Origin of the sequence: Bergeyella zoohelcum ATCC 43767, from assembly GCF_000301075.1 — a bacterium.
Lineage (GTDB): Bacteria > Bacteroidota > Bacteroidia > Flavobacteriales > Weeksellaceae > Bergeyella > Bergeyella zoohelcum.
This window is the reverse complement of the sequence record NZ_JH932294.1, coordinates 1-24,540: the sequence shown is the minus strand read 5'-3', so window position 1 is coordinate 24,540 and position 24,540 is coordinate 1. Positions and strand designations below refer to the sequence as shown.

21 protein-coding genes, 2 tRNA genes, 3 rRNA genes and 1 CRISPR repeat array are annotated in these 24,540 nt (G+C 37.3%); of the genes, 15 read left to right on the top strand and 11 right to left on the bottom strand.

The window, feature by feature from the left end; genetic code table 11:
- A CRISPR array of direct repeats spans positions 1–416; the repeat unit is 29 nt; unit sequence GTTTCAATTCCTTATGGTGCGATTAGAAT.
- A 209-nt stretch (positions 417–625) separates the two neighbouring features.
- Genes cas2 through cas6 form a run of 10 tightly spaced genes read right to left on the bottom strand, consistent with a single transcriptional unit; the run spans position 626 to position 9,080 of the window.
- Entirely contained in the window at positions 626–889 is a 264-nt protein-coding gene (gene cas2 / locus HMPREF9699_RS10530; RefSeq protein ID WP_245946122.1) for a CRISPR-associated endonuclease Cas2, read from the bottom strand.
- A 52-nt stretch (positions 890–941) separates the two neighbouring features.
- Entirely contained in the window at positions 942–1,979 is a 1,038-nt protein-coding gene (gene cas1b / locus HMPREF9699_RS10525; protein ID WP_245946124.1) for a type I-B CRISPR-associated endonuclease Cas1b, read from the bottom strand.
- Between the two features lie 19 nt (positions 1,980–1,998).
- A complete protein-coding gene (locus tag HMPREF9699_RS10520; protein ID WP_002661304.1) occupies positions 1,999–2,361 on the bottom strand; it encodes a hypothetical protein in 363 nt (120 codons plus the stop codon).
- Positions 2,361–3,455 (bottom strand): Card1-like endonuclease domain-containing protein, encoded by a 1,095-nt coding sequence (locus HMPREF9699_RS10515; RefSeq protein WP_002664653.1) that lies wholly within the window; start codon positions 3,453–3,455, stop codon positions 2,361–2,363. The genes HMPREF9699_RS10520 and HMPREF9699_RS10515 overlap by 1 nt, the downstream gene beginning before the upstream one ends.
- 11 nt (positions 3,456–3,466) lie before the next feature.
- Positions 3,467–4,684, bottom strand: coding sequence for a type III-A CRISPR-associated RAMP protein Csm5 (gene csm5 / locus HMPREF9699_RS10510; protein ID WP_002664650.1), 1,218 nt, complete (start codon positions 4,682–4,684; stop codon positions 3,467–3,469).
- Between the two features lies 1 nt (position 4,685).
- On the bottom strand, positions 4,686–5,705 hold the full coding sequence (gene csm4 / locus HMPREF9699_RS10505) for a type III-A CRISPR-associated RAMP protein Csm4 (RefSeq protein ID WP_002664649.1): 1,020 nt from the start codon (positions 5,703–5,705) through the stop codon (positions 4,686–4,688).
- 3 nt (positions 5,706–5,708) lie between these two features.
- On the bottom strand, positions 5,709–6,335 hold the full coding sequence (gene csm3 / locus HMPREF9699_RS10500) for a type III-A CRISPR-associated RAMP protein Csm3 (RefSeq protein ID WP_002664648.1): 627 nt from the start codon (positions 6,333–6,335) through the stop codon (positions 5,709–5,711).
- A 10-nt stretch (positions 6,336–6,345) separates the two neighbouring features.
- Entirely contained in the window at positions 6,346–6,819 is a 474-nt protein-coding gene (gene csm2 / locus HMPREF9699_RS10495; protein WP_002664647.1) for a type III-A CRISPR-associated protein Csm2, read from the bottom strand.
- Positions 6,806–8,257 (bottom strand): type III-A CRISPR-associated protein Cas10/Csm1, encoded by a 1,452-nt coding sequence (cas10, locus tag HMPREF9699_RS10490; protein WP_002664646.1) that lies wholly within the window; start codon positions 8,255–8,257, stop codon positions 6,806–6,808. The genes csm2 and cas10 overlap by 14 nt, the downstream gene beginning before the upstream one ends.
- A 49-nt stretch (positions 8,258–8,306) precedes the next feature.
- Complete coding sequence (gene cas6, locus HMPREF9699_RS10485; protein ID WP_002664645.1) at positions 8,307–9,080, bottom strand: CRISPR-associated endoribonuclease Cas6; 774 nt, start codon at positions 9,078–9,080, stop codon at positions 8,307–8,309.
- A 766-nt stretch (positions 9,081–9,846) separates the two neighbouring features.
- Between cas6 and HMPREF9699_RS10480 the strand changes: the two genes are divergently transcribed.
- The 11 genes from HMPREF9699_RS10480 (at position 9,847) to accC (ending at position 20,159) form a co-directional block, all read left to right on the top strand.
- A 16S ribosomal RNA gene (locus tag HMPREF9699_RS10480) occupies positions 9,847–11,374 on the top strand.
- Positions 11,375–11,536: 162 nt separating this feature from the next.
- Positions 11,537–11,610: transfer RNA gene (locus HMPREF9699_RS10475), tRNA-Ile, on the top strand.
- A gap of 83 nt (positions 11,611–11,693) precedes the next feature.
- Positions 11,694–11,767: transfer RNA gene (locus HMPREF9699_RS10470), tRNA-Ala, on the top strand.
- 205 nt (positions 11,768–11,972) lie between these two features.
- Positions 11,973–14,718 (top strand): 23S ribosomal RNA (locus HMPREF9699_RS10465).
- A gap of 198 nt (positions 14,719–14,916) precedes the next feature.
- Positions 14,917–15,024 (top strand): 5S ribosomal RNA (gene rrf, locus HMPREF9699_RS10460).
- The 16S, 23S and 5S rRNA genes sit together here with 2 tRNA genes alongside, the layout of an rRNA operon.
- Positions 15,025–15,242: 218 nt before the next feature.
- Positions 15,243–16,325 (top strand): 4-hydroxythreonine-4-phosphate dehydrogenase PdxA, encoded by a 1,083-nt coding sequence (gene pdxA / locus HMPREF9699_RS10455; RefSeq protein ID WP_002664643.1) that lies wholly within the window; start codon positions 15,243–15,245, stop codon positions 16,323–16,325.
- A gap of 91 nt (positions 16,326–16,416) precedes the next feature.
- Positions 16,417–17,274 (top strand): GLPGLI family protein, encoded by an 858-nt coding sequence (locus HMPREF9699_RS10450; protein ID WP_002664642.1) that lies wholly within the window; start codon positions 16,417–16,419, stop codon positions 17,272–17,274.
- 86 nt (positions 17,275–17,360) lie between these two features.
- Entirely contained in the window at positions 17,361–17,885 is a 525-nt protein-coding gene (locus tag HMPREF9699_RS10445; RefSeq protein WP_172539687.1) for a YceD family protein, read from the top strand.
- A gap of 60 nt (positions 17,886–17,945) precedes the next feature.
- Positions 17,946–18,149, top strand: a complete 204-nt coding sequence (rpmF, locus tag HMPREF9699_RS10440; RefSeq protein ID WP_002664639.1) for a 50S ribosomal protein L32 — start codon at positions 17,946–17,948, stop codon at positions 18,147–18,149.
- Between the two features lie 85 nt (positions 18,150–18,234).
- Positions 18,235–18,735: an acetyl-CoA carboxylase biotin carboxyl carrier protein gene (gene accB, locus HMPREF9699_RS10435; protein ID WP_002664638.1), complete on the top strand. Its 501-nt coding sequence runs from the start codon at positions 18,235–18,237 to the stop codon at positions 18,733–18,735.
- A 68-nt stretch (positions 18,736–18,803) separates the two neighbouring features.
- Positions 18,804–20,159 carry an acetyl-CoA carboxylase biotin carboxylase subunit gene (gene accC, locus HMPREF9699_RS10430; RefSeq protein ID WP_002664637.1) on the top strand — a complete coding sequence of 452 codons (1,356 nt, stop codon included), beginning with the start codon at positions 18,804–18,806 and terminating at the stop codon, positions 20,157–20,159.
- 34 nt (positions 20,160–20,193) lie between these two features.
- Here accC and HMPREF9699_RS10425 read toward each other — a convergent pair whose 3' ends face one another.
- Positions 20,194–20,793, bottom strand: a complete 600-nt coding sequence (locus HMPREF9699_RS10425) for a Crp/Fnr family transcriptional regulator (protein WP_002664635.1) — start codon at positions 20,791–20,793, stop codon at positions 20,194–20,196.
- Positions 20,794–20,924: 131 nt separating this feature from the next.
- Here HMPREF9699_RS10425 and HMPREF9699_RS10420 point away from each other — a divergent pair, with 131 nt between their 5' ends.
- The 4 genes from HMPREF9699_RS10420 to rfbD all read left to right on the top strand — a co-directional run bounded on the left by HMPREF9699_RS10420 (position 20,925) and on the right by rfbD (position 24,322).
- On the top strand, positions 20,925–21,818 hold the full coding sequence (locus tag HMPREF9699_RS10420; protein ID WP_002664633.1) for a DMT family transporter: 894 nt from the start codon (positions 20,925–20,927) through the stop codon (positions 21,816–21,818).
- Positions 21,815–22,897 (top strand): putative type IX sorting system protein PorV2, encoded by a 1,083-nt coding sequence (locus HMPREF9699_RS10415; protein WP_002664632.1) that lies wholly within the window; start codon positions 21,815–21,817, stop codon positions 22,895–22,897. The genes HMPREF9699_RS10420 and HMPREF9699_RS10415 overlap by 4 nt, the downstream gene beginning before the upstream one ends.
- A gap of 76 nt (positions 22,898–22,973) precedes the next feature.
- Positions 22,974–23,459, top strand: coding sequence for an acyl-CoA thioesterase (locus HMPREF9699_RS10410; RefSeq protein WP_002664630.1), 486 nt, complete (start codon positions 22,974–22,976; stop codon positions 23,457–23,459).
- Positions 23,456–24,322, top strand: coding sequence for a dTDP-4-dehydrorhamnose reductase (gene rfbD, locus HMPREF9699_RS10405; RefSeq protein WP_002664628.1), 867 nt, complete (start codon positions 23,456–23,458; stop codon positions 24,320–24,322). The genes HMPREF9699_RS10410 and rfbD overlap by 4 nt, the downstream gene beginning before the upstream one ends.
- Positions 24,323–24,540 lie beyond the last annotated feature (218 nt).

Below are 24,540 nucleotides of genomic sequence, written 5' to 3'. Positions count from 1 at the left end.
GTTTCAATTCCTTATGGTGCGATTAGAATGGATTATCAGCTACAAAGGGCATGGTTTCTTTGAGTTTCAATTCCTTATGGTGCGATTAGAATCACCACTTTAATCTAAAGTGGTGTAAAGGTAATTAGGTTTCAATTCCTTATGGTGCGATTAGAATGAAAGTTAAGTAAGAGTGGTGAGTTACCTAATCTAAGTTTCAATTCCTTATGGTGCGATTAGAATTGGCATTAGTGCAAAAACATTAGCCAAATGGAGAGAGTTTCAATTCCTTATGGTGCGATTAGAATTCTGAGATAGCTCTTCCATCTACGGAAGACATGTCAGTTTCAATTCCTTATGGTGCGATTAGAATGATAAAAAGCGTTTTTTCGTGCGGTGTTTTTTTCAGTTTCAATTCCTTATGGTGCGATTAGAATAGGTTACAAAAGTAGGTAAAAAAGACTGAAAACCCCTAATGTTTTCGTGATTTTTGGAGTCTATTTTTTTTAAAAAATCGTCGGTCTTATTTTACTCTAAAAACTAAGGAGATAGACGGTGTTTTATCTCATTGGCTGTGCGTGTGTTATGTTTTTCGGAATGTCAAAGAACATCTTTATCCCACAAATTTACAATAGATAGACGACAATTACAAAATATTCTTAATGGGATTCTGTTCTATGCCCAGTACTTTCCGTTCCGCCCAGCTGGAATGGCGGGAACTATAAATAATGACACAGTCTAACTCTTTATTAATGATTCTATGGATCTGTGCAATTAACTGATTCAGTTTAGCTTCTGTAATCTCTCCTTCAAAGACACTATTCTGAACCCAATTCAGATATCTGCGGCATAGCTTAAGCATTTTTACAGATTTATTGCCACTAATGTCATAAACTAATATGATGTGCATAAGCATTAAATTAAAAGATGAAATATTTTTATGGGTAGGGATTTTGAGGGGCTTACCACCACGCATGAAAGGGTTTATAGGGTTCTTCTTTCAGCAAATGTTTTTGAAGCTTATAGCATTCTTTTTGTACCAAAGTCTTATAGGAAACATACTGCTGTAGTTCTCTATGGAAAATGGTATCACTCAGTTTTTCATCCCATACTTTAATTATTTTTTTCTTGGCTTTCGTTTTGATGGTTACCCCAAATTTAGATACTTCGAAGTCATCTGGCTGTACCATTTTTTTATTGACCAAAGTAAAAATGGTTCTATCTACCAATAGTGGCTTAAATACTTCGGCTACATCTAGCGCTAGTGAATGTCTCCGCTCACTGGGTTCATGGAGAAAACCGATGGTAGTATTCAGCTGGGTGTGGTGTATGGCATCTGTACATATGGTGTAGCATACCATATTAAGGAAAGAAATGAGGCTATTGATGGCATCTACTGGCGGATTTTTACTTCTTTTATCAAAAGTAAATCCTGTGATGATTTTGTCAAAAGTCTCATAATAAGCAATACGGATATTCCCTTCTACCCCGAACAATGCTTGTACGCTTTGGGCTTCCTTGATATTGGGATAGAGATTTTCTATTTTAAGGATGCTTTGCTGTACTTCTTTGCCTCTTTGTAGGTAATATTTTAGGTTTCGGTACATGTTTTTGGCGGCACCCATGATAAAGCGTTTCGCTAACCAAAGTCTTTGGGCGGTATCATGATAAAAAAGAGCTTGCTGTACCAGCATTTTGCCACTTAGGAGGTCTTTCCTTGGAATAAAACTTCCGGTATAGTGTTCATAAAAATCAAAAAAATGCAGACTGATTCCCTTTCTACCTAGGAAGTGGAGTAGGGCAGAATTACAGTCCATCTGCCCAAAGCAGTAAATATTATCCACATTTTCTATAGGAATAAAATGCTTCTCCTCTACTCGGGTTTCTTCATTTTTATAATGAAGTACCAGAGAATTGTCCTGTTTAGAGAGTCTGCCGTTACTGAAGATATAATAAGGAATACTCATAGCTATAGTTATGATAGATATAAGATTCCTCATATTTTTTCAGTATGAGGAATCAATAGTTCCTAAATTTCACAAAATTAAATTTCACTTGTTTTTCACCATTTTCTAGTACAGTTACATTCCTTTCTGATGTGGAAACCACTACTCTAAATCCGCTTTTTTTCAGTAAATCTACTAGAGCAAAAGAGAATGAAAACTCGCCCATAAGATGTACGGCTTTTACCCTTTCATGCTGATGCATCTTTTCTATTTGGGTGAAGTATTCTTTTGCTAAATTCTGTATTTCTTGCTCTGTGGCATAAGGGTCTATGGCAGGGAAAGGTATATCTCTCACTTTGCCAAACTGTGCATGGGCAGCCTCCCTTTGTCGCTCACTCCACTGGCTGAGCGGATGATTGGATAGATTAATGAGCATTAGAGGTGAAAGTATTGGTTTTGAAAATTACTTTCCTGAAGTTTTTCCACAGAAATAAGGCTGATATTATATTGTTTAGCTCTTTTTTTATGTGTATCGCTTATTTCGTTTTCTTGGTTTAAAGTTACGATGTACGATTTAGGAAATAGCCCCAGCTCTTTTAAGATGCTATCCAGTTTGTAAATCGTGTCATTGGGTAATGATGTTTTTTCTTTACTAACGATGTAGGTCTTGCATTCTACCACATGGAGAACATTGTCTTTGATATAGACTACATCCAGTTCATTTTCTGTATTTTCATTTTTTCTACTTACCCCTATTCGTATTTCATCATCTGTTAATCCAGTGGATTTTAGTTTATTATAAACATATTCTTCTAGCCAATTGCCTGTGAGATATTCTATTTCTTTCTTAGAAATTTTGTTTTCCTCTGATATAGGGAAATCTATTTCCTTTAAAAGTAGCTCTAAATCCTCCACTTCTGAAATGAGAATATTTTTGTTTTTCTTTTTTGAAAGTTCATTTCTTTTTTCTTGTAATTTTTTAATGACATGATAAAAATCATTACCTTTATTCAAAAACCAATCAAAAAATCTTTGGGTATAAGCAGGTTCTTGTGTGATGCTATCATTTTTACTATCATAGCCATAGGCGTCAAAATATTCCTTTACATTGAGTTTTGATGTAAATTTAAACTGGTTATTTTTTGTTGTAGGGAATATTTTTAAATATTCTTGAGCATTTGGATTATAGAATATCTCAAAACCTCTTTCCCTAAAAAAGATGTAACATTTTAATGACATTAACTTGGTTCCTCCTGTGATATTCACCAGTTTTTTATCAAATTCGTCAAAATCAATATCTGAAGATTCTAATTTTTCTTGTATGTCTTTACCATTAAAATCTACTTCTATTGTGTGTATTTTATTTTCAATATTGACCGCTTTTTTTATCCACTGGTCTTTTCCTTCCTTCTGAATTTTATGACTGGAAATAAATAATATTTCATCTTCCGGTTTTTTACAAAACTCTTTTATGAACAATACATTAGGTATTGTTTGGTCACTTAATATGACTACAATTAAATCTTTCATTTCTTTCTTTTTTATATGATTTCTAATTTTACCCAGCCCAAGGTGCTTTCAGGGGTTATACCACGGGTAAGTGGAAAGTTCACTTCATCTGGATGTATTTTTCTTCCTCCTTTGTATTTTACATAATCAGATAAGATTAAGAATTTTTCAAAGACTTCCTTATGATTATTATATAATAAATCTGCAATGGAATTGAAATAAAAACCTTTATTAAAACCAATTCTTAGAATACATTCAGATGCAGATAGATGCTCTATATTTTCTTGAAACGCTTCTAACTGAGAAATAATGATATTATTGTCATTGGTTTTAGAGGTACGATAATCAAGTGTCTCTAGCTCTGAGCTGATATTATTAAATGTAAAATCATTGATTTGCTGAAATAATTTATGTATATCCTCCTCTTCCTCCAGTTTTAATTGGAATGTAGTGGAAATTTTAGCAGGAATACTCTCCCAAAGAATATCAATATTTTTTTCAGCATGGAGATGCACCCTTTTTATATCTACTACTTTTATTTTGGAGGATGAAATCTTCTCAGAATCTGAAACCAAAGGATTGTGGATGGCGATTTCTTGAATCACTTTTCCCTCCTCGTTTTTTTCGCTTTGAACAAAAAGGTTATTAATATTTTGGTTAAATAACTCTAATTCCTTTTCAAAACTTTTGATAGTGTTGAGATTTGAGAATTGTTCTGATGATAATTTCCTTACATTTTTACCTGCAATTTCTCGTTTAAACTGGATAAATATGTGGTTTACCTTTTTTGCAAAATCTTCTATACATTTTTTATCTACAAGGCGGTAGGCCATTGCATTTTTCAGAGCTCCTTTTATGGTGCTTCCAGGGATATAGGGATTCCCTTTGGCATCTTTAATAATGGTATTCATATCTTTATCACTTTTTATATTGGCGGTAACACTATAAGATATGTACTCTTTGGGGCTTAAACTTAATGTTTTTTCTAAAAAATTTTTAAGGTCAAAGTGAGTAGTATTATTATTATCCATACCGTGGATGATTCCCTGAATATATTTATCCATCAGTTCATCATGGTCTGCTAATTTTTGGGCAACGGCTTCTTTATTAATATAATGGATTTGCTTATTCGCTTTATCAAAGACATAGTCCGAAGTACTTACCATTTTCCCTCCATTCCCTATGCATACTGGGGTAAGTGTGGTGAGCTGTATGGTATAAGATTTTTTGGGTCTAATTTCTTTACTCATCTTATTCAAAATCAAAGTTAGTATGTAAAGGCAATACGAAATTACTGCTGTATTTCCAGTATTTTTTATCGGCCTCGCTCAGGTCAATCACTCGGGCAGGAATGCTTGTTTTTATGATAGCTCCTTCCGTAATGGCCGTTATCACCTTAAGGCGTTTGTTGTTATCTTCATTTCCATACCGCATACCGCCTCGGGTTTTGGTTTGATAATAGCTTAAATGGTCTAAGGTTTCAGGGAAAATTAACCCCAATGCCACTAATCTTTTAGCAGGAATTTCACTGAAATCATGCTCTGAAATCTCTATGGATTTTACATAGCCACAGCCTGTAGAGCGTTCGCCACCGATGCCATTGGCGGCTACATCTTCCCAAATTTGTAGAGCCAACGCCTGATCTTCTTCAGGGAGATGAGCATCTTTCATAAAAAAATAAAAATGTACTTCCCAAGCTTCATTGCCCAAAAGTTCAATGCAAGTTCTGGTATAGAGTTCATTCTCTTCACCGTCTTTTAGATGTACTTTTTCCTCATCGGTAATGGTATAAAATTCTACTTTTTCGGTCATTTCTTCTTTTAGACAAATGGCTTTACTATTGGGCTGGAAACAAATTCCTTCTTCATCAAACCATAGATCAGGTGTAATGCCTTGTTCCCAAATTTTTTGTGAAATAAATTCTATTTTTTTGAATTTCTTTACATCGAGTTGGGCTAAATCTTTTGCTTGATACAGGTTCAATGAAACGGGTTTGGGTAAAAACAATGTATCTTTACCTTTTACCTTTTCATTTTTTCTTTCTAATAAATAAAAAGCGGAAGAGATGCACCATTCTCCAGTGGCAGCATAAGATTTGAAATCCTCTATTTTTTCGGGATTTCGCTCTGCTAAAGCACTGATGAATGCCCCGAATAACACATCGGAATGAATAATATTTGCCGTATTAAACAGCACTGTATTTTGATCTTCGGTATATTCTCCAATATGGAATTTTGCACTCTCAAGACATTTGAGTTTCACTACTTTCATCGGCTACTCATTTAGTAATTTCTTCTGTGATAAAATTTCCATTTTTACCTGTCCGTAACCTCTCGTTCCACTTCCTCCTAAATAATCATTATTCAGTAAATCTATTCCTTTTTCTAAGGTTTCTAAAAGGTTTTCTCTGTCTTCATCGTATTGGTTTAAGATGATTTCAAAAAGGAATACCGTGTCAGCAGGCACTCTCTCCATTTGTCTCAGTCCACCATTTTTTGCTTTTCCTTGCACTCTATCTATTACATTTTCATATTTTTCTTCGGTATATTCCGTTGCCAGTAAGTCTTTGTTGAAGTTTAATGTTTTGAATTGCTCAGTATCTAAATAGGCATCACGGAAAATGGCTCTTGTTTTTTCTTCTTTTCCTTTTTCTGAACAACCAAACAATTGGCGTAATGGTTCAGAATCTGTCTTAGGTTCAGAAGAACCTTCTTTCATTCCTAATAGTGAACGGAGTTTTCCTTTAATAGAGCTGCCTGGGATATAGGGAATGCCTTTTGCGGTTTTAATGACAGGAGCATCTAAACCTCCGATGTCTAAACTTGATTTTCCACCTCCAATATGTAATCCTGTTTTTACTGTGATGGTGCCTTGGATGATATGTTTTTGTACGAGTTTCATAATAGATAAGTTATTTAGTGTTGTGGTGAAATTTATGATAAGCCACTATGGCTTCCATTACTTTTTTGAAAGAAATTAGGTGTTTGTTATCTTCTACATCTTGTTTTGGGTCATCTTTTACATCTTGTATTAGTTGATCCAAAAACATCACTACATCTTTTGCGTTTTTTTGTTTTGCCGCAATATATGCCAAGTTAGGACGAAGCATTTTGAGACTTTTAACAGTATCACAGTCTACTATTTTTGCATAAATATTACGCAATTGTGTGGTAGTAATGGATTTACACTCTATCTCAACAAATTTGCTGATAGCATTGAATATCATATCTAATTCTATGTTCTCTTCATTGATATTATTCAAATACTGATAAGTTGTTTTGAAATAAGTCTCTTTAAAATCTATTTTGGGAGAGTTATGCTTTGATTTTCCTGCGTTATTTCCTTTTGGGAAATTTTCTCTTTTTTGTGCGTTATAATTGCTCATTTTTATTATTTTTTTCTTTATTTCTAATTAATAGTTCTGTCCATCGTGCAGCTACGGCATAGATGGCGGGTTTATTTTCAGATTTTCTCTTTAGGAAAGCATCTAGTAACGCCTCTGAATATTCATCGAAAATACTTTCCATTACTTTTCTATTTTCTTCTTTAATATTCCGCAGATAATACTTTAACCGATACACCATAGGGAGTTTTATTTTTTTATTTTTCAGTGTTTTCTCCTTTTGGCTCAAAAATCCAATATCTGATTGTTTAATACGATGTAATACAGCTTTTGACTCTCCTTTGTTTACAATCAGATCCTTAAAAGTAGCTGCATGGTTTTTGCACTTATCAAATTCTGTCCATTTCATTGGCTCACCTAAAAAGGTAATACTATCCTTATTTTCATCATTTTTTTTGGCCAGTTCCAAAGCATGTTCTGCCTCTTCCGCCAAACGAATCATAGGGTAGGAAGGGTGAGCCAATACAATACCTGCTGAAAGCGTTAGGTTTTCTCTGCCTAATTGATTTTTAGCAAAATTTCTAAAGGCATGATAAATCTCTTTTGCTACATCCGGCATAATATGCCATGAGCCAATGAAAAATAAATCATCTCCTCCTGCAAATACAGGGTAGATGAAGCCTTTGTCAATTTTTTGTTTTAATACTGATGAATAGATGGTTTTCGAAAAGAAATTTTCCATTGCTTTGCTCAGTTCTTCGTATTCTTTTTGGTCTTTGTCTCGGAAAAGCATACCCAGATTATCTACATCCATTTTTAAGGCTGCAATTTTATGATCGGCTTCTTCGTCTTTTGATTTTTGAGCCAACTCTGCAAATTCTAATATTCCTCCATCTTTTTGTAGCGGTAATTTATTTAAGATGTTTCCTTCTAATGAAAAAGCATCCTTACCTGAACGATTAAATTGTAAGGTAAAATCTCCAAGGCTGATTTCGTTTTTTCCTCTTGTGGATGTACTTATCTTAAAACTTTGGGCATTTATAAAATCCTTGACAAAATCTTTCCAGTCTATTTCTTTTTGTTTTGCCATATAAGGTGCGGTCTTAAATTGTCTTTGTAGCTTTACCTTATTCACTTCCCTGTTGAGGGTTTGCATAGAAGTTTTAAAATCAGATTGTTCCTGCACGAAGCTCATAAAGGGAAATAGATTTCCTTCAAATTCAAAATTTTCTAATTCAGTTCTAAATGTTCTTAGTGCATCTTCTTTTGCTATGATAAAGGCGAAAAGATTTCCTCCGCCATTGTATATTACTTCCACATTTTCTCTCCCAAATCTGTTTCTTAACATCTCTAAAACAATATGTGGAATGGCAAATACATAGAATGAGCGGGCTTTTAGCTGTTTAGATGCTCCTTCAGATGGAATATCAAAAATGAATTTCTGTATCCCCGAAACATCAATTTTTATAATATATCTCATAATGTGTTTTTATTCTTACCTTGTTAGTATAAATGGTGTTTTATCATTATTATAGTATTCTTACACTACCCATTCCCTGAGCATTGTGTAATCCTAACCCACCATGAATTAATAACTCTACCAGTTTCTTCTTACCCATGATGGTAATTTCAAAGTTTTTATAACCTTTGATTTTGGTTTCTTGAGGAGTGTGAGCTTTTAAAATAATCAGTTTGCTTTTACTGTTTTTAGTATTTTTTACAGCTATTTCCATTAACTCATCTGCTTCATTAGGATAAAAAGTTTTTACTTTTTCTCGCCAATTGTTTAATAAAAACTGAGTGTAATTTTCATCTTGTGGAGAAAGATAATCATAATTGCCTCGTTCATTTTTTCTTCCTACACAGATAGGGGAAGTGGGGGAAGTGGTAATCAGCACTACTTCATTATCCTTTTTATGTTGAATAGGAGAGTCCATTACTTCTACAGAAATGATAGTGAAATTTGTTTTTCTTTCTGTATCGGCAATAGTTAGCGTTTTATTCGCAAAGATTCCTTTCATAAAAGAGCGATAAGTTTGGGGAACATGGAGATCTATATATAATACCACGATTTCTTTTTCATGGATAATGATGAAATCATCTTGCCATTTAAAATCTTTAAAGTTCAAATCTGAAAAAGTAAAGAATTTAAATCCCTTTCCATGACCTTTGTCGTGAATTTCTTTGGCATAATCGGCATCTGCAAGTTGAATGAGTTTGTATATCGCTGCTGAAAGTGGATGTTGATAATGAAAGGGGATGCGGTTTCCTTGTTTCTGTCTTAATATAAGTTTGAACTTCATGGATTATTTTTGGGACTAAAATATTAAATATTCCAAACAAATCAAAATGTTTTCACGATAATTATTACTTTGTTTTAGTACTCATTTAAACTATATTACCAATAGCATACTCAGCGTTGCTAATAATTAAGATACGCTCACTTTTCTCATTTTTTCTTTTACATAAGATTTATTTCATTCATGGGTATTAGCTAAAAGCCCTTTGCCAACAGGTATTTGTTAATTGCCCTCCGCTTTTTGTTTTGCTGTATTAAAATTTATTTTGTTGAATATCAGTATTTTGGTTATTTTGCAATAAAAAACATTAAAAAAAGTGGCATAAAAATTTGGTAGTTATGTAGGAAGTATCTACTTTTGCACCCGCAAATCAGGAATGATGAGCGGCGAAGGAGATTAAGAAAATAAGTTAAGGAAAAAAAACTTAATTTTTTTTGAAAAACATTTGGAGTTTAAATAAAAAGATTTTTATCTTTGCAGTCCGGTTCTTAAGTAAGAACGGAAGTAAAGAAAAGAAATTAAAAAAAACTTTAAAAAAGTTTTGTCAGAATAAAAAAAGTTTCTTACCTTTGCACTCGCAAAAACGAAAGCCTTAGAGTTAAGGATTTGTAAAGCGAAAAAGAGCAGTTGATTTTAAGGATATCAAATATTAAATTTTTAGATTTGAAATCAACGAAGCGAAGAGATCATTGAAATAAGATATAAAACAACCAAGATAAGGAAAGACCAAAGCGAAGTCAAAACTTTGAGTGAGCGTAAGGAAAAACATACAATGGAGAGTTTGATCCTGGCTCAGGATGAACGCTAGCGGGAGGCCTAACACATGCAAGCCGAGCGGGATTTGTTGGTTAGCTTGCTAACTAACAATGAGAGCGGCGTACGGGTGCGTAACACGTGTGCAACCTGCCTTTATCTGGGGGATAGCCTTTCGAAAGGAAGATTAATACCCCATAATATATTGATTGGCATCAGTTAATATTGAAAGCTCCGGCGGATAGAGATGGGCACGCGTAAGATTAGCTAGTTGGTGAGGTAACGGCTCACCAAGGCTGCGATCTTTAGGGGGCCTGAGAGGGTGATCCCCCACACTGGTACTGAGACACGGACCAGACTCCTACGGGAGGCAGCAGTGAGGAATATTGGACAATGGGTGAGAGCCTGATCCAGCCATCCCGCGTGAAGGACTAAGGACCTATGGTTTGTAAACTTCTTTTATACAGGGATAAACCTACTCTCGTGAGGGTAGCTGAAGGTACTGTATGAATAAGCACCGGCTAACTCCGTGCCAGCAGCCGCGGTAATACGGAGGGTGCAAGCGTTATCCGGATTTATTGGGTTTAAAGGGTCCGTAGGCGGGTCGATAAGTCAGTGGTGAAAGCCTGCAGCTTAACTGTAGAACTGCCGTTGATACTGTCGGTCTTGAGTGTATTTGAGGTAGCTGGAATGAGTAGTGTAGCGGTGAAATGCATAGATATTACTCAGAACACCAATTGCGAAGGCAGGTTACCAAGTTACAACTGACGCTGATGGACGAAAGCGTGGGGAGCGAACAGGATTAGATACCCTGGTAGTCCACGCTGTAAACGATGCTAACTCGTTTTTGGGGTATTATACTTCAGAGACCAAGCGAAAGTGATAAGTTAGCCACCTGGGGAGTACGAACGCAAGTTTGAAACTCAAAGGAATTGACGGGGGCCCGCACAAGCGGTGGATTATGTGGTTTAATTCGATGATACGCGAGGAACCTTACCAAGACTTAAATGGGAATTGACAGCTGTAGAAATACGGTTTTCTTCGGACAATTTTCAAGGTGCTGCATGGTTGTCGTCAGCTCGTGCCGTGAGGTGTTAGGTTAAGTCCTGCAACGAGCGCAACCCCTGTCACTAGTTGCCATCATTAAGTTGGGGACTCTAGTGAGACTGCCTACGCAAGTAGAGAGGAAGGTGGGGATGACGTCAAATCATCACGGCCCTTACGTCTTGGGCCACACACGTAATACAATGGCCGGTACAGAGGGCAGCTACACTGCGAAGTGATGCGAATCTCGAAAGCCGGTCTCAGTTCGGATTGGAGTCTGCAACTCGACTCTATGAAGCTGGAATCGCTAGTAATCGCGCATCAGCCATGGCGCGGTGAATACGTTCCCGGGCCTTGTACACACCGCCCGTCAAGCCATGGAAGTCTGGGGTACCTGAAGTCGGTGACCGTTAAAGGAGCTGCCTAGGGTAAAACAGGTAACTAGGGCTAAGTCGTAACAAGGTAGCCGTACCGGAAGGTGCGGCTGGAACATCTCATTTTAGAGACTAAGAAGTCAAAAACAAAGACTTACTCATAGTTTCGCTTTGGTTTTCGTTGGTTGTTATATATATACCCCTATAAAGATTAGTATCAGGGAAATGAGATAATTTTAATTAATAGTTTTATGATTTATACTTAAAAATATTAGTTAATAATTAAAAAGTCTCGTAGCTCAGCTGGTTAGAGCGCTACACTGATAATGTAGAGGTCGGCAGTTCGAGCCTGCCCGAGACTACTAATTAAGCATTAGGCGATAATGCAGTAAGCCATAGGCGATAAGCCTACTGCCTACACTATAGAGCCTAGAGCGTAATAAAGGGGGAATTAGCTCAGCTGGCTAGAGCGCCTGCCTTGCACGCAGGAGGTCAAGGGTTCGACTCCCTTATTCTCCACGAAGCTTAAAGCAATAGGCTTTAGGCAATAAGCTAGGAGTTTTGAGAGAAGTAGGAAAAAGGTATTAGAGCATACTGCCTACGGCTTAGAGCTTACAGCAAGAAAAAAGATCATTGACATTAACGATAAAGACATCACAAAGAGAAAACCGAGTGCTATTTATTTTTTAAATAGAAAATAAGAGTGCTTGAGTAAACCAAAAGGAAAGAAATCGTTAAGGGCGTATGGCGGATGCCTAGGCTTTCAGAGGCGAAGAAGGACGTGGTAAGCTGCGAAAAGCTACGGGGATTGGCACACACGAATTGATCCGTAGATATCCGAATGGGGCAACCCAATACATTGAAGATGTATTACACCGTAAGGTGAGCGAACCCGGAGAACTGAAACATCTAAGTACCCGGAGGAAAAGAAATCGAAGAGATTCCGTAAGTAGTGGCGAGCGAAAGCGGATTAGCCCAAAAGTTTATATATGTTTAGTAGAATACACTGGAAAGTGTAGCCATAGAGGGTGATAGCCCCGTACATGAAAGGCATAAATAGATGAAGAAAGAGTAGGGCGGGACACGTGAAATCCTGTCTGAATATGGGGGGACCATCCTCCAAGGCTAAATACTCCTGAAAGACCGATAGTGAACAAGTACTGTGAAGGAAAGGTGAAAAGCACTTCGAATAGAAGGGTGAAAGAGAACCTGAAACCGTACGCCTACAAGCGGTCGGAGCAGCATTGAGCTGTGACGGCGTGCCTTTTGCATAATGAGCCTACGAGTTAATTTTACTAGCGAGGTTAAGGATTTAAGATCTGGAGCCGAAGCGAAAGCGAGTCTGAATAGGGCGTTGAGTTAGTAGGATTAGACGCGAAACCTTGTGATCTACCCATGGGCAGGTTGAAGCTTTGGTAACACAAAGTGGAGGACCGAACCGGTTGACGTTGAAAAGTCTTCGGATGACCTGTGGGTAGGGGTGAAAGGCCAATCAAACTGGGAGATAGCTCGTACTCCCCGAAATGCATTTAGGTGCAGCGTTGTGTTAGTTTATTAGAGGTAGAGCTACTGATTGGATGCGGGGGTTTCACCGCCTACCAATTCCTGACAAACTCCGAATGCTAATAAATGATGCACAGCAGTGAGGGCATGGGTGCTAAGGTCCATGTCCGAGAGGGAAAGAACCCAGACCAACAGCTAAGGTCCCCAAATATATGCTAAGTTGAAGCAACGCGGTTGAACTGCATTGACAGCTAGGATGTTGGCTTGGAAGCAGCCATTCATTTAAAGAGTGCGTAACAGCTCACTAGTCGAGCGGTTCGGCATGGATAATAATCGGGCATAAGCATATTACCGAAGCTATGGCAGTATTGTATACTGGGTAGGGGAGCATTCTATCGGCGCTGAAGCTGAGCTGTGAGGCTTGGTGGAGCTTATAGAAAAGAAAATGTAGGCATAAGTAACGATAAAGCGGGCGAGAAACCCGCTCACCGAAAGACTAAGGTTTCCTCAGCCATGCTAATCAGCTGAGGGTTAGTCGGGGCCTAACGCGAACCCGAGAGGGGTAGTGGATGGACATAGGGTTAATATTCCCTAACCTGCTCACAATAAAAGTGACGGTTCAGCCAGACTTCTGGAGACTGACGGAATAGTCAAGGCTTAGCCTTCGGGCGAAGCTGTTGAAGAGTAACTGGATCCAAGAAAAGCGAGTGCAGCAGCCCGTACCATAAACCGACACAGGTAGTCGAGGAGAGAATCCTAAGGTGCTCGAGTGAGTCGTGGCTAAGGAACTAGGCAAAATAGTCTCGTAACTTCGGAATAAGAGACGCCATCAGTAATGATGGCCGCAGTGAAGAGGCCCAGGCGACTGTTTATCAAAAACACAGGACTCTGCTAAATCGAAAGATGCTGTATAGGGTCTGACACCTGCCCGGTGCTGGAAGGTTAAGGAAGGTTGTTAGCGTAAGCGAAGCGATTGACTGAAGCCCCAGTAAACGGCGGCCGTAACTATAACGGTCCTAAGGTAGCGAAATTCCTTGTCGGGTAAGTTCCGACCTGCACGAATGGTGTAACGATCTGGGCACTGTCTCAGCCACGAGCTCGGTGAAATTGTAGTATCGGTGAAGATGCCGATTACCCGCAATGGGACGAAAAGACCCTGTGAACCTTTACTATAACTTCGTATTGCCTTTGAGTAAGTAATGTGTAGGATAGGTGGGAGACTTAGAAGCTGGCACGCTAGTGTTGGTGGAGTCGTCGTTGAAATACCACCCTTTGCTTACTTGGAGTCTAACTTCTTTTTAGAAGGACATTGCGTGGTGGGTAGTTTGACTGGGGTGGTCGCCTCCAAAAGAGTAACGGAGGCTTTCAAAGGTACCCTCAGCACGCTTGGTAACCGTGCGTAGAGTGTAATGGCATAAGGGTGCTTGACTGTGAGACCTACAAGTCGATCAGGTGCGAAAGCAGGACATAGTGATCCGGTGGTTCCGTATGGAAGGGCCATCGCTCATAGGATAAAAGGTACTCCGGGGATAACAGGCTAGTCTCCCCCAAGAGCTCACATCGACGGGGAGGTTCGGCACCTCGATGTCGGCTCGTCACATCCTGGGGCTGGAGAAGGTCCCAAGGGTTGGGCTGTTCGCCCATTAAAGTGGCACGCGAGCTGGGTTCAGAACGTCGTGAGACAGTTCGGTCTCTATCTATTGCGGGCGTTAGATGTTTGAGAGGGCTTGAATTTAGTACGAGAGGACCGATTTGAACAAACCTCTGGTGTATCTGTTGTGCCGCCAGGCGCACCGCAGAGTAGCTATGTTTGGTTAGGATAAGCACTGAAAGCATATAAGTGCGAAACCTGCCTCAAGATGAGACATCTTTTAAGGGTCGTGGGAGATGACCACGTTGATAGGTTATAGGTGTAAAGTTGGTAACAACATAGCCGAGTAATACTAATTACCCGTAGATTTATTGCCTTTTTTCAGGCACTCTTAGTTAAGCGGTTTGCTCTTTGTGAAAGTTTTTATCTAAGAGCTGTAGGCTATAGTCTTTAAGCATTAATCGAAGTGATTATTGTTTTAGAGTAAGCCGAAAGCGAAATAAAGCATATGTTAAAAGCAGAGTGTATTTATAAGCCTAGGGCTTATTTCCTCATGCTTATAGCTAAAGACCTTTAGGGTGGTTTTAGCGGTGGGGCTCACCTGTTCCCATTCCGAACACAGAAGTTAAGCCCACCAGCGCCGATGGTACTGCGAAAGCGGGAGAGTAGGTCGCCGCCAGTTTTTTAATCGAAAGCCTTGTGAATCCTCACAAGGCTTTTTCGTTTTTATATATCTCCTTATCGATAAGAGCTAAATGCTAATCGCTATCAGCCAAATGACAAGAGCTAATGGTGGTTACTTTTTCTTTCAGTGTTATTTTTGCTATAGTATGATTTCGCAATTTATTCAAATAAATATTTTGTACTTTTGTTTTTTAATCTGGTTAATGATAAAAAATTATGACTACAAAACCTCATAAAGTGCGTGTAGGGATTTCTATTGGTGATTTCAATGGTATTGGTCCAGAAATTATTATGAAAACTCTCAAAGATAAAAATATTACTGATTTTTTTACCCCTATTATTTTTGGTTCAGGTAAACTTTTTACTTATCAAAAGAATATTTTTAAGCTCAATATGAACTTTAATTATATTCTTCAGCCCGAACAAGCGGTTGCTGGGAAACTTAATATGGTCAATCTCTGGAAAGATAATGTGAATGTAGAGCTAGGTACACCTACCGAAGAATCTACGCGTATGGCAATAGATTCCTTAGAAGCAGCTACAGAAGCACTTAAAAAAGGAAGTATAGATGTACTGGTTACCGCACCTATTAATAAAGAAGAGATGATGAAGTTAGGGTTTGCTCATGCTGGTCATACAGGCTATTTAGAAGAAAAACTAGGAAAGAAGGGAATTATGTTTTTAGTTTCTGATGATTTGAAAGTAGCCGTTTCTACTCATCATATTCCTATTTCGGAGGTAGCACAGTCCATTAATAAGGATAAGATAAAAAAACAAATCCATCTTTTGGTACAAACTTTAAAAGAAGACTTTGGAATACCAAAACCTAAAATTGCAGTATTAGGATTGAATCCGCATTCTGGAGATGGTGGTAAAATAGGCAGGGAAGAGATAGAAATCATCACTCCTGCCATTCAAGAATGTTTTGACCAAGGAATTATGGCTTTTGGTCCTTTTCCTGCAGATAGTTTTTTTCAGCCTTCAAAGTATAAGAATTATGATGCGGTATTAGCGATGTATCATGACCAAGGTTTGGCACCTTTTAAAACTTTAGCGTACGAAGAAGGCGTGAATTTTACGGCAGGGCTCCCTCTTATCAGAACTTCTCCAGACCATGGTGTAGCGTATGATATTGCTGGGAAAAATATTGCTGATGAGAGAAGTTTTTCCGAAGCGGTCTTTACGGCAGTGAAAATTTTTCAGCAGAGAAAAGAATATCAAATGCTGATGGAAAACCGACTGAAGCCTATGGAAAAGAATAATGAATCTACGGTAGATGAAGATTTGCCGACGGAATAATAGAATATAATTTTTTCTTCCTTTTCTAAAAAAAAGAGCGTATTAATTCATATATTTTGATGAATATTCTTTAATATAAAATTTGATTTAAATGAATAAAAAGAAAAAAATATTTTCAAAGTTTATTTTATTATGTGTATTATTTGGGGTATGCTCTGGGATTTTTGGACAGGACTTAAAGGTAACATATCGTCTAGATTTTATACCGAATACGAAGAAGCCCCTCATAAAAAGAGAAATATTTCAGCTTCATACCTCATCAGGAAAAAAGATGTCCGTGTATAAAAGTTTTAGCCGAATGATTTCCGATTCCTTATACAGTGAGGTTAATGCAGGTAAACCTGTAGATGGAAGTCATATTCCACAGTATGCCACAAAAGATTTTATCATAAAAAGTTATATTGATAAAGATATAAAACATTATTATCATTTTAATTCAAGTTACTTTGCACTGAAGAGAAGAATTAGTTTTCAATGGAAAGTAATTCCTAATGAGACCAAAAGAATATTAGATTATCTCTGTAAAAAGGCAATTACATCTTTTGGTGGAAGAGACTGGGAAGTTTGGTACAGTCCTGATATTCCTGTACATGATGGTCCTTATGTTTTTGGACAACTTCCGGGGCTGATTTTAGAAGTTAAAAGTGCTGATGGTGAGTATCATTATCAAGCAATCGGTTTACAAGAAGAAAGGAAAGATATAATTATTGAGAAGAAGGTAGCTTGGGTAAAAGACAGGGAACATTTAATCCGATTGAAAAAGGATTATATAAAGTCTCCAAGTGCTACTGCAAGGCAAGAGGATCTTCAGTATGGAATAAGTGGAGCTGTGGTGAACGGGCAAAAAATAGATTTAGAAGAAGGTTACAGATTACTTGACCGAGAGCTTTGGGATTGGATGGAAGAAAATAATAACTCCATCGAAAAAGATGATATTTGGGTAAGATAGTAAAATTAGACACCACTTTTTTTATAAAAGTTAATTATATCTTTTGTTTATATTAAAAATTATACTTACTTTTGCACACTCATTCTATGGACAAAATACAGAATTATGATATTGTGTTTTCTGGATTGAAGGAAGGAAAACATTTGTTCCAATTTGAGATACAACAGGCGTTCTTTCAATTGTTTGAAACCGAACAAGAGTTTACTAATCCACGCATTGATTTAGAAGTGGAGCTGTTGAAACATAGTACATTCTTAGAGTTTGAACTTAGGGCCAAAGGAACCATAGATTTGGTATGTGATATATCTAACGAGGTGTATCCCTATGCCATATCGCCAGAGCTTAAGGTATTAGTGAAATTCGGGGAAGAATATGATGATAGCAATGAAGAAGTCATTATTATTCCTATGAATGATTTTGCTTTTAATATTGCTCAGTTGGTGTATGAGATGGTAATGCTCTCGGTTCCAATGAAGAAAATTTCGCCTAACTGCATGGAAGATGATTTGGATGAAGAGGAATATGAAATGGAGGAAGACCACCCAAATGAAGAAATAGACCCGCGGTGGGCAGAACTCCTGAAATTGAAAGATAAAAATAAGAAAAAATAAATAGTTTATATATGATGAGATGATGAATCTCATCGCTCATCTTAAAAAAAATTATTAGAAATGGCACATCCAAAAAGAAGACAGTCAAGTACTCGTAGAGACAAAAGAAGAACACACTATAAAGCTGTAGTTCCTCAATTAGCTAAAGATGCTACCACAGGAGAAATGCACCTTTACCATAGAGCTCACTGGCATGAAGGTAAATTGTATTACCGTGGTAAAGTAGTAATGGAAAAAGAAACTGCTACTACAGAAGAAAATTAAGATTAGTTTTTGAAACAAAAAACCATTCATCGCATTCCTTTGAATGGTTTTTTTTGTATATTTGGAAATTAGAAAAATCAAAAAAATGGATATTAGAGAAATTCAAAATTTAATCAAATTTGTTTCTAAAGCAGAAGTTTCAGAAGTGAAATACAAAACAAAGGATTTTGAAATTACGATTAAAACTCCTTTGGCGGGAAATGAAGTAGCAGCAGTTCTTCCTCAGCAAGTGTACCATACTGCAGCACCGGTGGCTGCACCAGTAACTCCAGTGGCACCAGTAGCACAGCCTATTGCTACAGAGAGCGCAGCTAAAACAGAAGAAACTACCAATGATGATAGTAAATTCGTAACAATTAAGTCTCCTATGATAGGTACTTTTTATAGAAAACCTGCACCAGACAAAGATGCTTTTGTAAGTGTAGGAGATGAAGTAACCGAGGGTAAAGTGGTCTGCGTAATAGAAGCAATGAAACTCTTTAATCAGATAGAAGCGGAGGTAAAAGGAAAAATTGTGAAAATCCTTGTGGATGACGCTACACCTGTAGAGTATGACCAGCCATTGTTCTTGGTAGATCCGGCTTAGGATTAGGTGATTTGAGAATAAGATAGGTTTTATTTCTCAAATTTTCTTGTTAACTTATTACTCATATTATGTTTAAAAAAATATTAATAGCCAATAGAGGAGAAATAGCGATGCGTATCTTGCGTACCTGCAAGGAAATGGGCATCAAAACCGTGGCAGTATATTCTACTGCGGACAAAGATAGTCTTCATGTTCGTTTCGCGGATGAAGCGGTATGTATAGGCCCTGCGATGAGTAAAGATTCTTATCTTAAAATCCCTAATATTATAGCGGCAGCTGAGATTACCAATGCCGATGCCATCCACCCTGGGTATGGATTCTTATCAGAAAATTCTAATTTCTCTAGAATTTGCCAGCAAAACGGTATCAAATTCATTGGAGCCACTCCGGAACAAATTGATAGAATGGGAGATAAGGCTAATGCTAAAGCTACAATGAAAGAGGCAGGTGTGCCATGTGTACCCGGTTCAGATGGGCTTATAGATTCTTATGAAGATGCCAGAAGAATTGCAGAAGAAATTGGTTATCCCGTGATGATTAAAGCCACTGCTGGTGGTGGTGGTAAGGGGATGCGTAGAGTATGGAATGAAGGGGAGCTAAAAGAACATTGGGAATCTGCTATCCAAGAGGCAGAAGCAGCGTTTGGTAATGGCGGTATGTACATGGAAAAACTCATTGAAGAGCCAAGGCATATAGAAATCCAAATTGCTGGAGACCAATACGGAAAAGCGTGTCATCTTTCTGAAAGAGACTGTTCGGTGCAAAGGAGAAATCAAAAACTGGCCGAAGAAACGCCATCTCCTTTTATGACGGATGAACTTCGTGAAAAAATGGGAGAGGCAGCTGTAAAAGCGGCTGAATTCATCGGATACGAAGGGGTAGGAACAATAGAATTCCTAGTGGATAAGCATAGAAATTTCTATTTTATGGAAATGAATACGCGTATCCAAGTGGAGCACCCTATTACGGAGCAAGTGATAGATTATGATTTGATTAGAGAACAAATCCTCCTTGCGGCAGGAACACCAATTTCAGGAGTGAATTACCTTCCTAAACTGCATTCCATAGAATGTAGAATCAATGCAGAGGATCCTTATAATGATTTCCGTCCTAGCCCAGGTAAAATTACGGGACTTAATATTCCAGGAGGGCATGGAATCCGTGTAGATACGCATGTATATTCAGGATATACTATCCCGTCTAATTATGACTCTATGATAGCCAAACTCATTACTACGGCTCAGACTCGTGAGGAAGCTATTTCTAAAATGAAAAGAGCATTAGAAGAGTTTTATATTCATGGGGTAAAAACTACCATTCCTTTCCATAGACAACTGATGGAAGATCCAGATTTTGTGGCAGGAAATTATACTACCAAGTTCATGGATGATTTCGTGATGGATCGTTCTTATGAAAATAATTAATTTTTTCAGAATAAAACTTAAAAAATGCCTTCCTCTATGAGGAGGCATTTTTATGTTTGGTAACTAATTCTCTTCTTACTCTACTCAGAGTTTCAGGAGTAATTCCCAGATAAGAGGCTACCATGCTCTGCGGTACTCGCATAAGAATATCAGGGTAGGTTTTAATGAAATCTAAATACCTTTGCTCCGCGGTGAACGCTTGTAGCATGGTAATTCTTTTTTGGAGTGTGTGAATGTGTCTATGAAGTAGATTCTGATTAAAAGTGGCAAATTCAGGATTCTTTTCAGATATTTTTTCAATGATTTCTGGCGTAATGACCATTACGGTGGTGTCTTCTAGTGCCTCAATATCGTACATTGAAGGCTGATGAAAGCAGCTGGAAGCCCGATCTGAAATTAACCAATTTTCTGGTGCGAAATGTAAAATGCTCTCTTTTCCTTTCTCATCTATATAATATTGTCTTAGAAGCCCCTTCTTTACGAAGAGAATATTGTGAAAAGTTTCTCCAGCTGTAGAAATTAATGTTCCTTTTTTATAAATTTTAGTGGCACAATGCTCATGAACTACTTCGGTAAATTCTATTTCTACATTATTTTCATCATTCAGGAAATAATCAAATTGTAAGTTTTTCATTTTTGGTTTTTTACAAAGATAGATAAACAAAATTGAAATAGGTTTTGATGGATGAATTTCTTTTCATTTGTTTTTTTTTGAATTCATTATTTCATGATGGTTTCCATCGGAATTTTAAATATTTTTGCACAATGAAAAATTCACCCATATTACGCCTCCATCTCATTGTTTTTCTTTGGGGGTTTACTGCTATAGTAGGGAAATTAATTAGTATAGAAGCATTGGGACTGGTATTTTATAGGATGCTTTTTGCGGGTATTATTCTTTGGTTTTTTATCCGATGTGTTAAAAAGGAATCTCTAAAAGTTTCTAAGCAAGTTTTTAAAATGCTTTTTGGTGTGGGCGTACTCATTGCTATTCATTGGGTCTGTTTTTTTCATTCTATTAAAGTGTCTAATGTGAGTATTGCACTATGTTGTTTATCATTATCTACACTATTTGCTGCTTTTGTGGAACCATTATTTTTTAAACGAAAGATAGACTGGCTAGAAATTCTCATCGGTTGTGTTATTGTGGCTTGTATTGGAGTGATTTTCAATATAGAATTTAAGTATAAAGAAGGCATATTTTATGGTATCTTAGCCGCCTTTTTCGGAACGCTATTTTCTGTGTTCAATGGTAAACTTTTTGGGAAGACCGCATCTCATAATATTATTTTTTATGAACTTGTTTGTGGCTGTGCAGCAGTGGGGATATTTTTATTGCTCAGTGGTCAGCAGGAAGTTTTCACTCATCTTCCTATGGTAGATTTGGGTTGGCTCATTGTGTTGGCATCGGTGTTTACTGCGTATCCTATGCTAGAATCGGTAAAACTGATGAAGTATATTTCGCCTTTTACACTTATTTTGACCGTAAATTTAGAGCCAGTGTACGGAATTATCTTTGCTTTTTTTATCTTTGAAGAATCGGAACAGATGAGCCCAGCGTTTTATATCGCATCTCTTGTGATGATTTTATCCATTGTGGTCAATGGAATCATTAAATCAAAACGAAAAAAAGAACTTAAAACCGAAGCAGAATTATGAAAAAATATTTTTTACCATTCTTATTGATTTCCAGTATGTTATCTGCTCAGATTGTAAGGAAATATTCTAATGAGTTTCTCAATATAGGTGCAGGAGCCAGAGGGCTGGGAATGGGAGGTGCGGTGGTAAGTAGTCAAGATGATGTTTATTCTCCAATGTGGAATCCTGCAGGATTAATGGCAATAGAAGCAGATTGGCAGGCGGCGGCTATGCATGCAGAGTATTTTGAAAGTATTGCAAAATATGATTATTTAAGCTATGCCAAAGCCTTGGGCAGCAGAAATGGAGTTATCGGGATTTCACTGGTGCGGCTTGGAGTAGATAATATTCTCAATACCACACAGATGATTGACGGAGAAGGGAATATAGACTATGATAAAATATCTACTTTCTCTCAGGCAGATTATGCAGGAATAGTTTCTTATGCTTTTCATCCCTTCGGGAATCCTAATATTGATGCAGGGGTAAATGCGAAAATAGTATATAGAAATGTAGGCAAATTTGCTAATGGCTTTGGTTTTGGATTTGATTTAGGAGCAATCATCCGAAGCGAAAATGGATGGAAGTACGGTTTCATGGTAAGAGATATTACTTCTACGGTGAACTTTTGGACCATTAATCAAAAGGAACTTTCCACGGTAGTCAATGGTGAAGAGTTTAATCCCGCTCCTAAAGATAAAATGGAAATTACAGCTCCTAAACTTAATGCGGGAATGAGCAAGGCCTTTGAAATTACCAATTATATCACCCTCCTTCCCGAAGCAGGAATTCATGTAGAATTTGCTAAAACTGCCGCACTTGTCTCTTCCTCTTTTGCCAGCATCATACCTTATGCAGGAGCGGAAATGGCATATGATGATTTGCTTTTTGTGCGTTTAGGGGTCAATCGTTTTCAGACGATTACCGATATAGAAAATCTTAATAGAAAAGTGATTTTTCAGCCTAGTGCAGGCATAGGAATCAAGTACAGAGGGCTTACCTTGGACTATGCTATTACGAATTCGGGCTTCGGTGGAAGTAATTATTTTTCCAATTTCTTTTCCCTAAAACTGGATATGGCAACTTTTAATCATCGATAATGAGGAAGTAGAAACAGGAGGTACCTCAACCCATCCATCTTCTACTTAGATTTTTCATTTTTTTCAAAATAATACAATGACCAATAACGAACCATCATCAAAAGTAAAAATTCGATTTTCAGACTGTGACCCGCTCGGGCACCTTAATAATGTAAAATATATAGAATATATGCTCAATGCAAGAGAAGACCATGTAGTGGATAGATATGGCTTTACTTATGAGGAATATTCTAAAAAAACAGGCTGCACTTGGGTAACTATTCAGCATGAGATAGCGTATCTCAAAGAGCTGAAATACAATATGGAAGTCATTATTTCTAGTAAAGTGATAGCAGTAACAGACCGGATTTCTACCGTGGAACTTATCATGAAAGAAGAAAAAACGGGAAAAGTGAATGCTGTACTTTGGATGTCCGTTATTCATTTTGACCTTAAAACGAGGAGAAGTGCTGTGCTTTTACCTGAATATCAACAGCTTTTTCAGGACAGCCTTTATGAGGTAGAAGAAAAATCCTTTGCAGAGAGAGTTTCTAAATTTCGTCAATATAACAAATCAAAATGAGAGAAAGAATTTTAGTGACAGGAGCCAATGGGCAACTCGGGCAGTGTTTACAAAAGTTGACTCCACAATTTGCGTTACAATATGAGTTTCTTTTTGTTAGTTCCTCAGAATTAGATATTACAGATGCATCTATCGTAGAATCGGTTTTGGATGAGTTTAAACCCAATTATTGCATAAATTGTGCAGCATATACTGCGGTGGATTTAGCAGAAAAAGAGGAGAGTAAAGCGTTTGAAATCAATGCGTATGGGGTTCAGAATTTAGCTCAAGTATGTAAAGAGCTAAATGCTATTTTGCTTCATGTTTCTACAGATTATGTTTTTTCTGGAGATACAGAAATTTCTTATGATGAAGAGAGCTTCACTGCTCCTATCGGAGTGTATGGTACATCAAAGCTGTTGGGAGAAGAGTTGGCATTAGAGGAAAATCCTAAAACCATTGTGGTGAGAACTTCTTGGCTGTATTCCGAGTTTAATAAAAACTTTGTGAAAACCATGCTTTCCCTTTTTGCTCAGAAGGAGGAACTTTCTATTGTAGGAGACCAAATGGGGCAGCCTACTAATGCTAATGATTTGGCTGAAGCTCTGATGGCTATCATAGCACATCCAGAAAAGAAATTTGGTATTTATCATTTCTCTAATTTTCCTGAAACATCATGGTTTTATTTTGCTAAGGAAATTGCTGCATTATCTGGGGCTACTATCCAACTTAAAGAAATCACCACTGCAGAATATCCTACGCCCGCTGCTCGTCCCAAAAGGAGTACCATGGCACTGGATAAAATAGAAAAAGATTACGGTATAACTCCCAAATATTGGCAAAATAGTTTACAAGAATGTATAGCAATACTGAAGGAGGAATAATGGTAGGAATTTAGTGAATGGCTATTGACAGATGTCAATTGGCTTTTGGCAATTAGCCATTAGCTTTCTAATCTCTAACTTCTAATTTTCAACTTCTAAAATCATTGTACGGCTTAAAAAAAACTTTTTGCATATTAGAAAACTTTATCTATCTTTGCCTCGTTATGTTACACACAATCAATACATATAAAATTACTGAAAAAAAGTGGGCCAAAAAT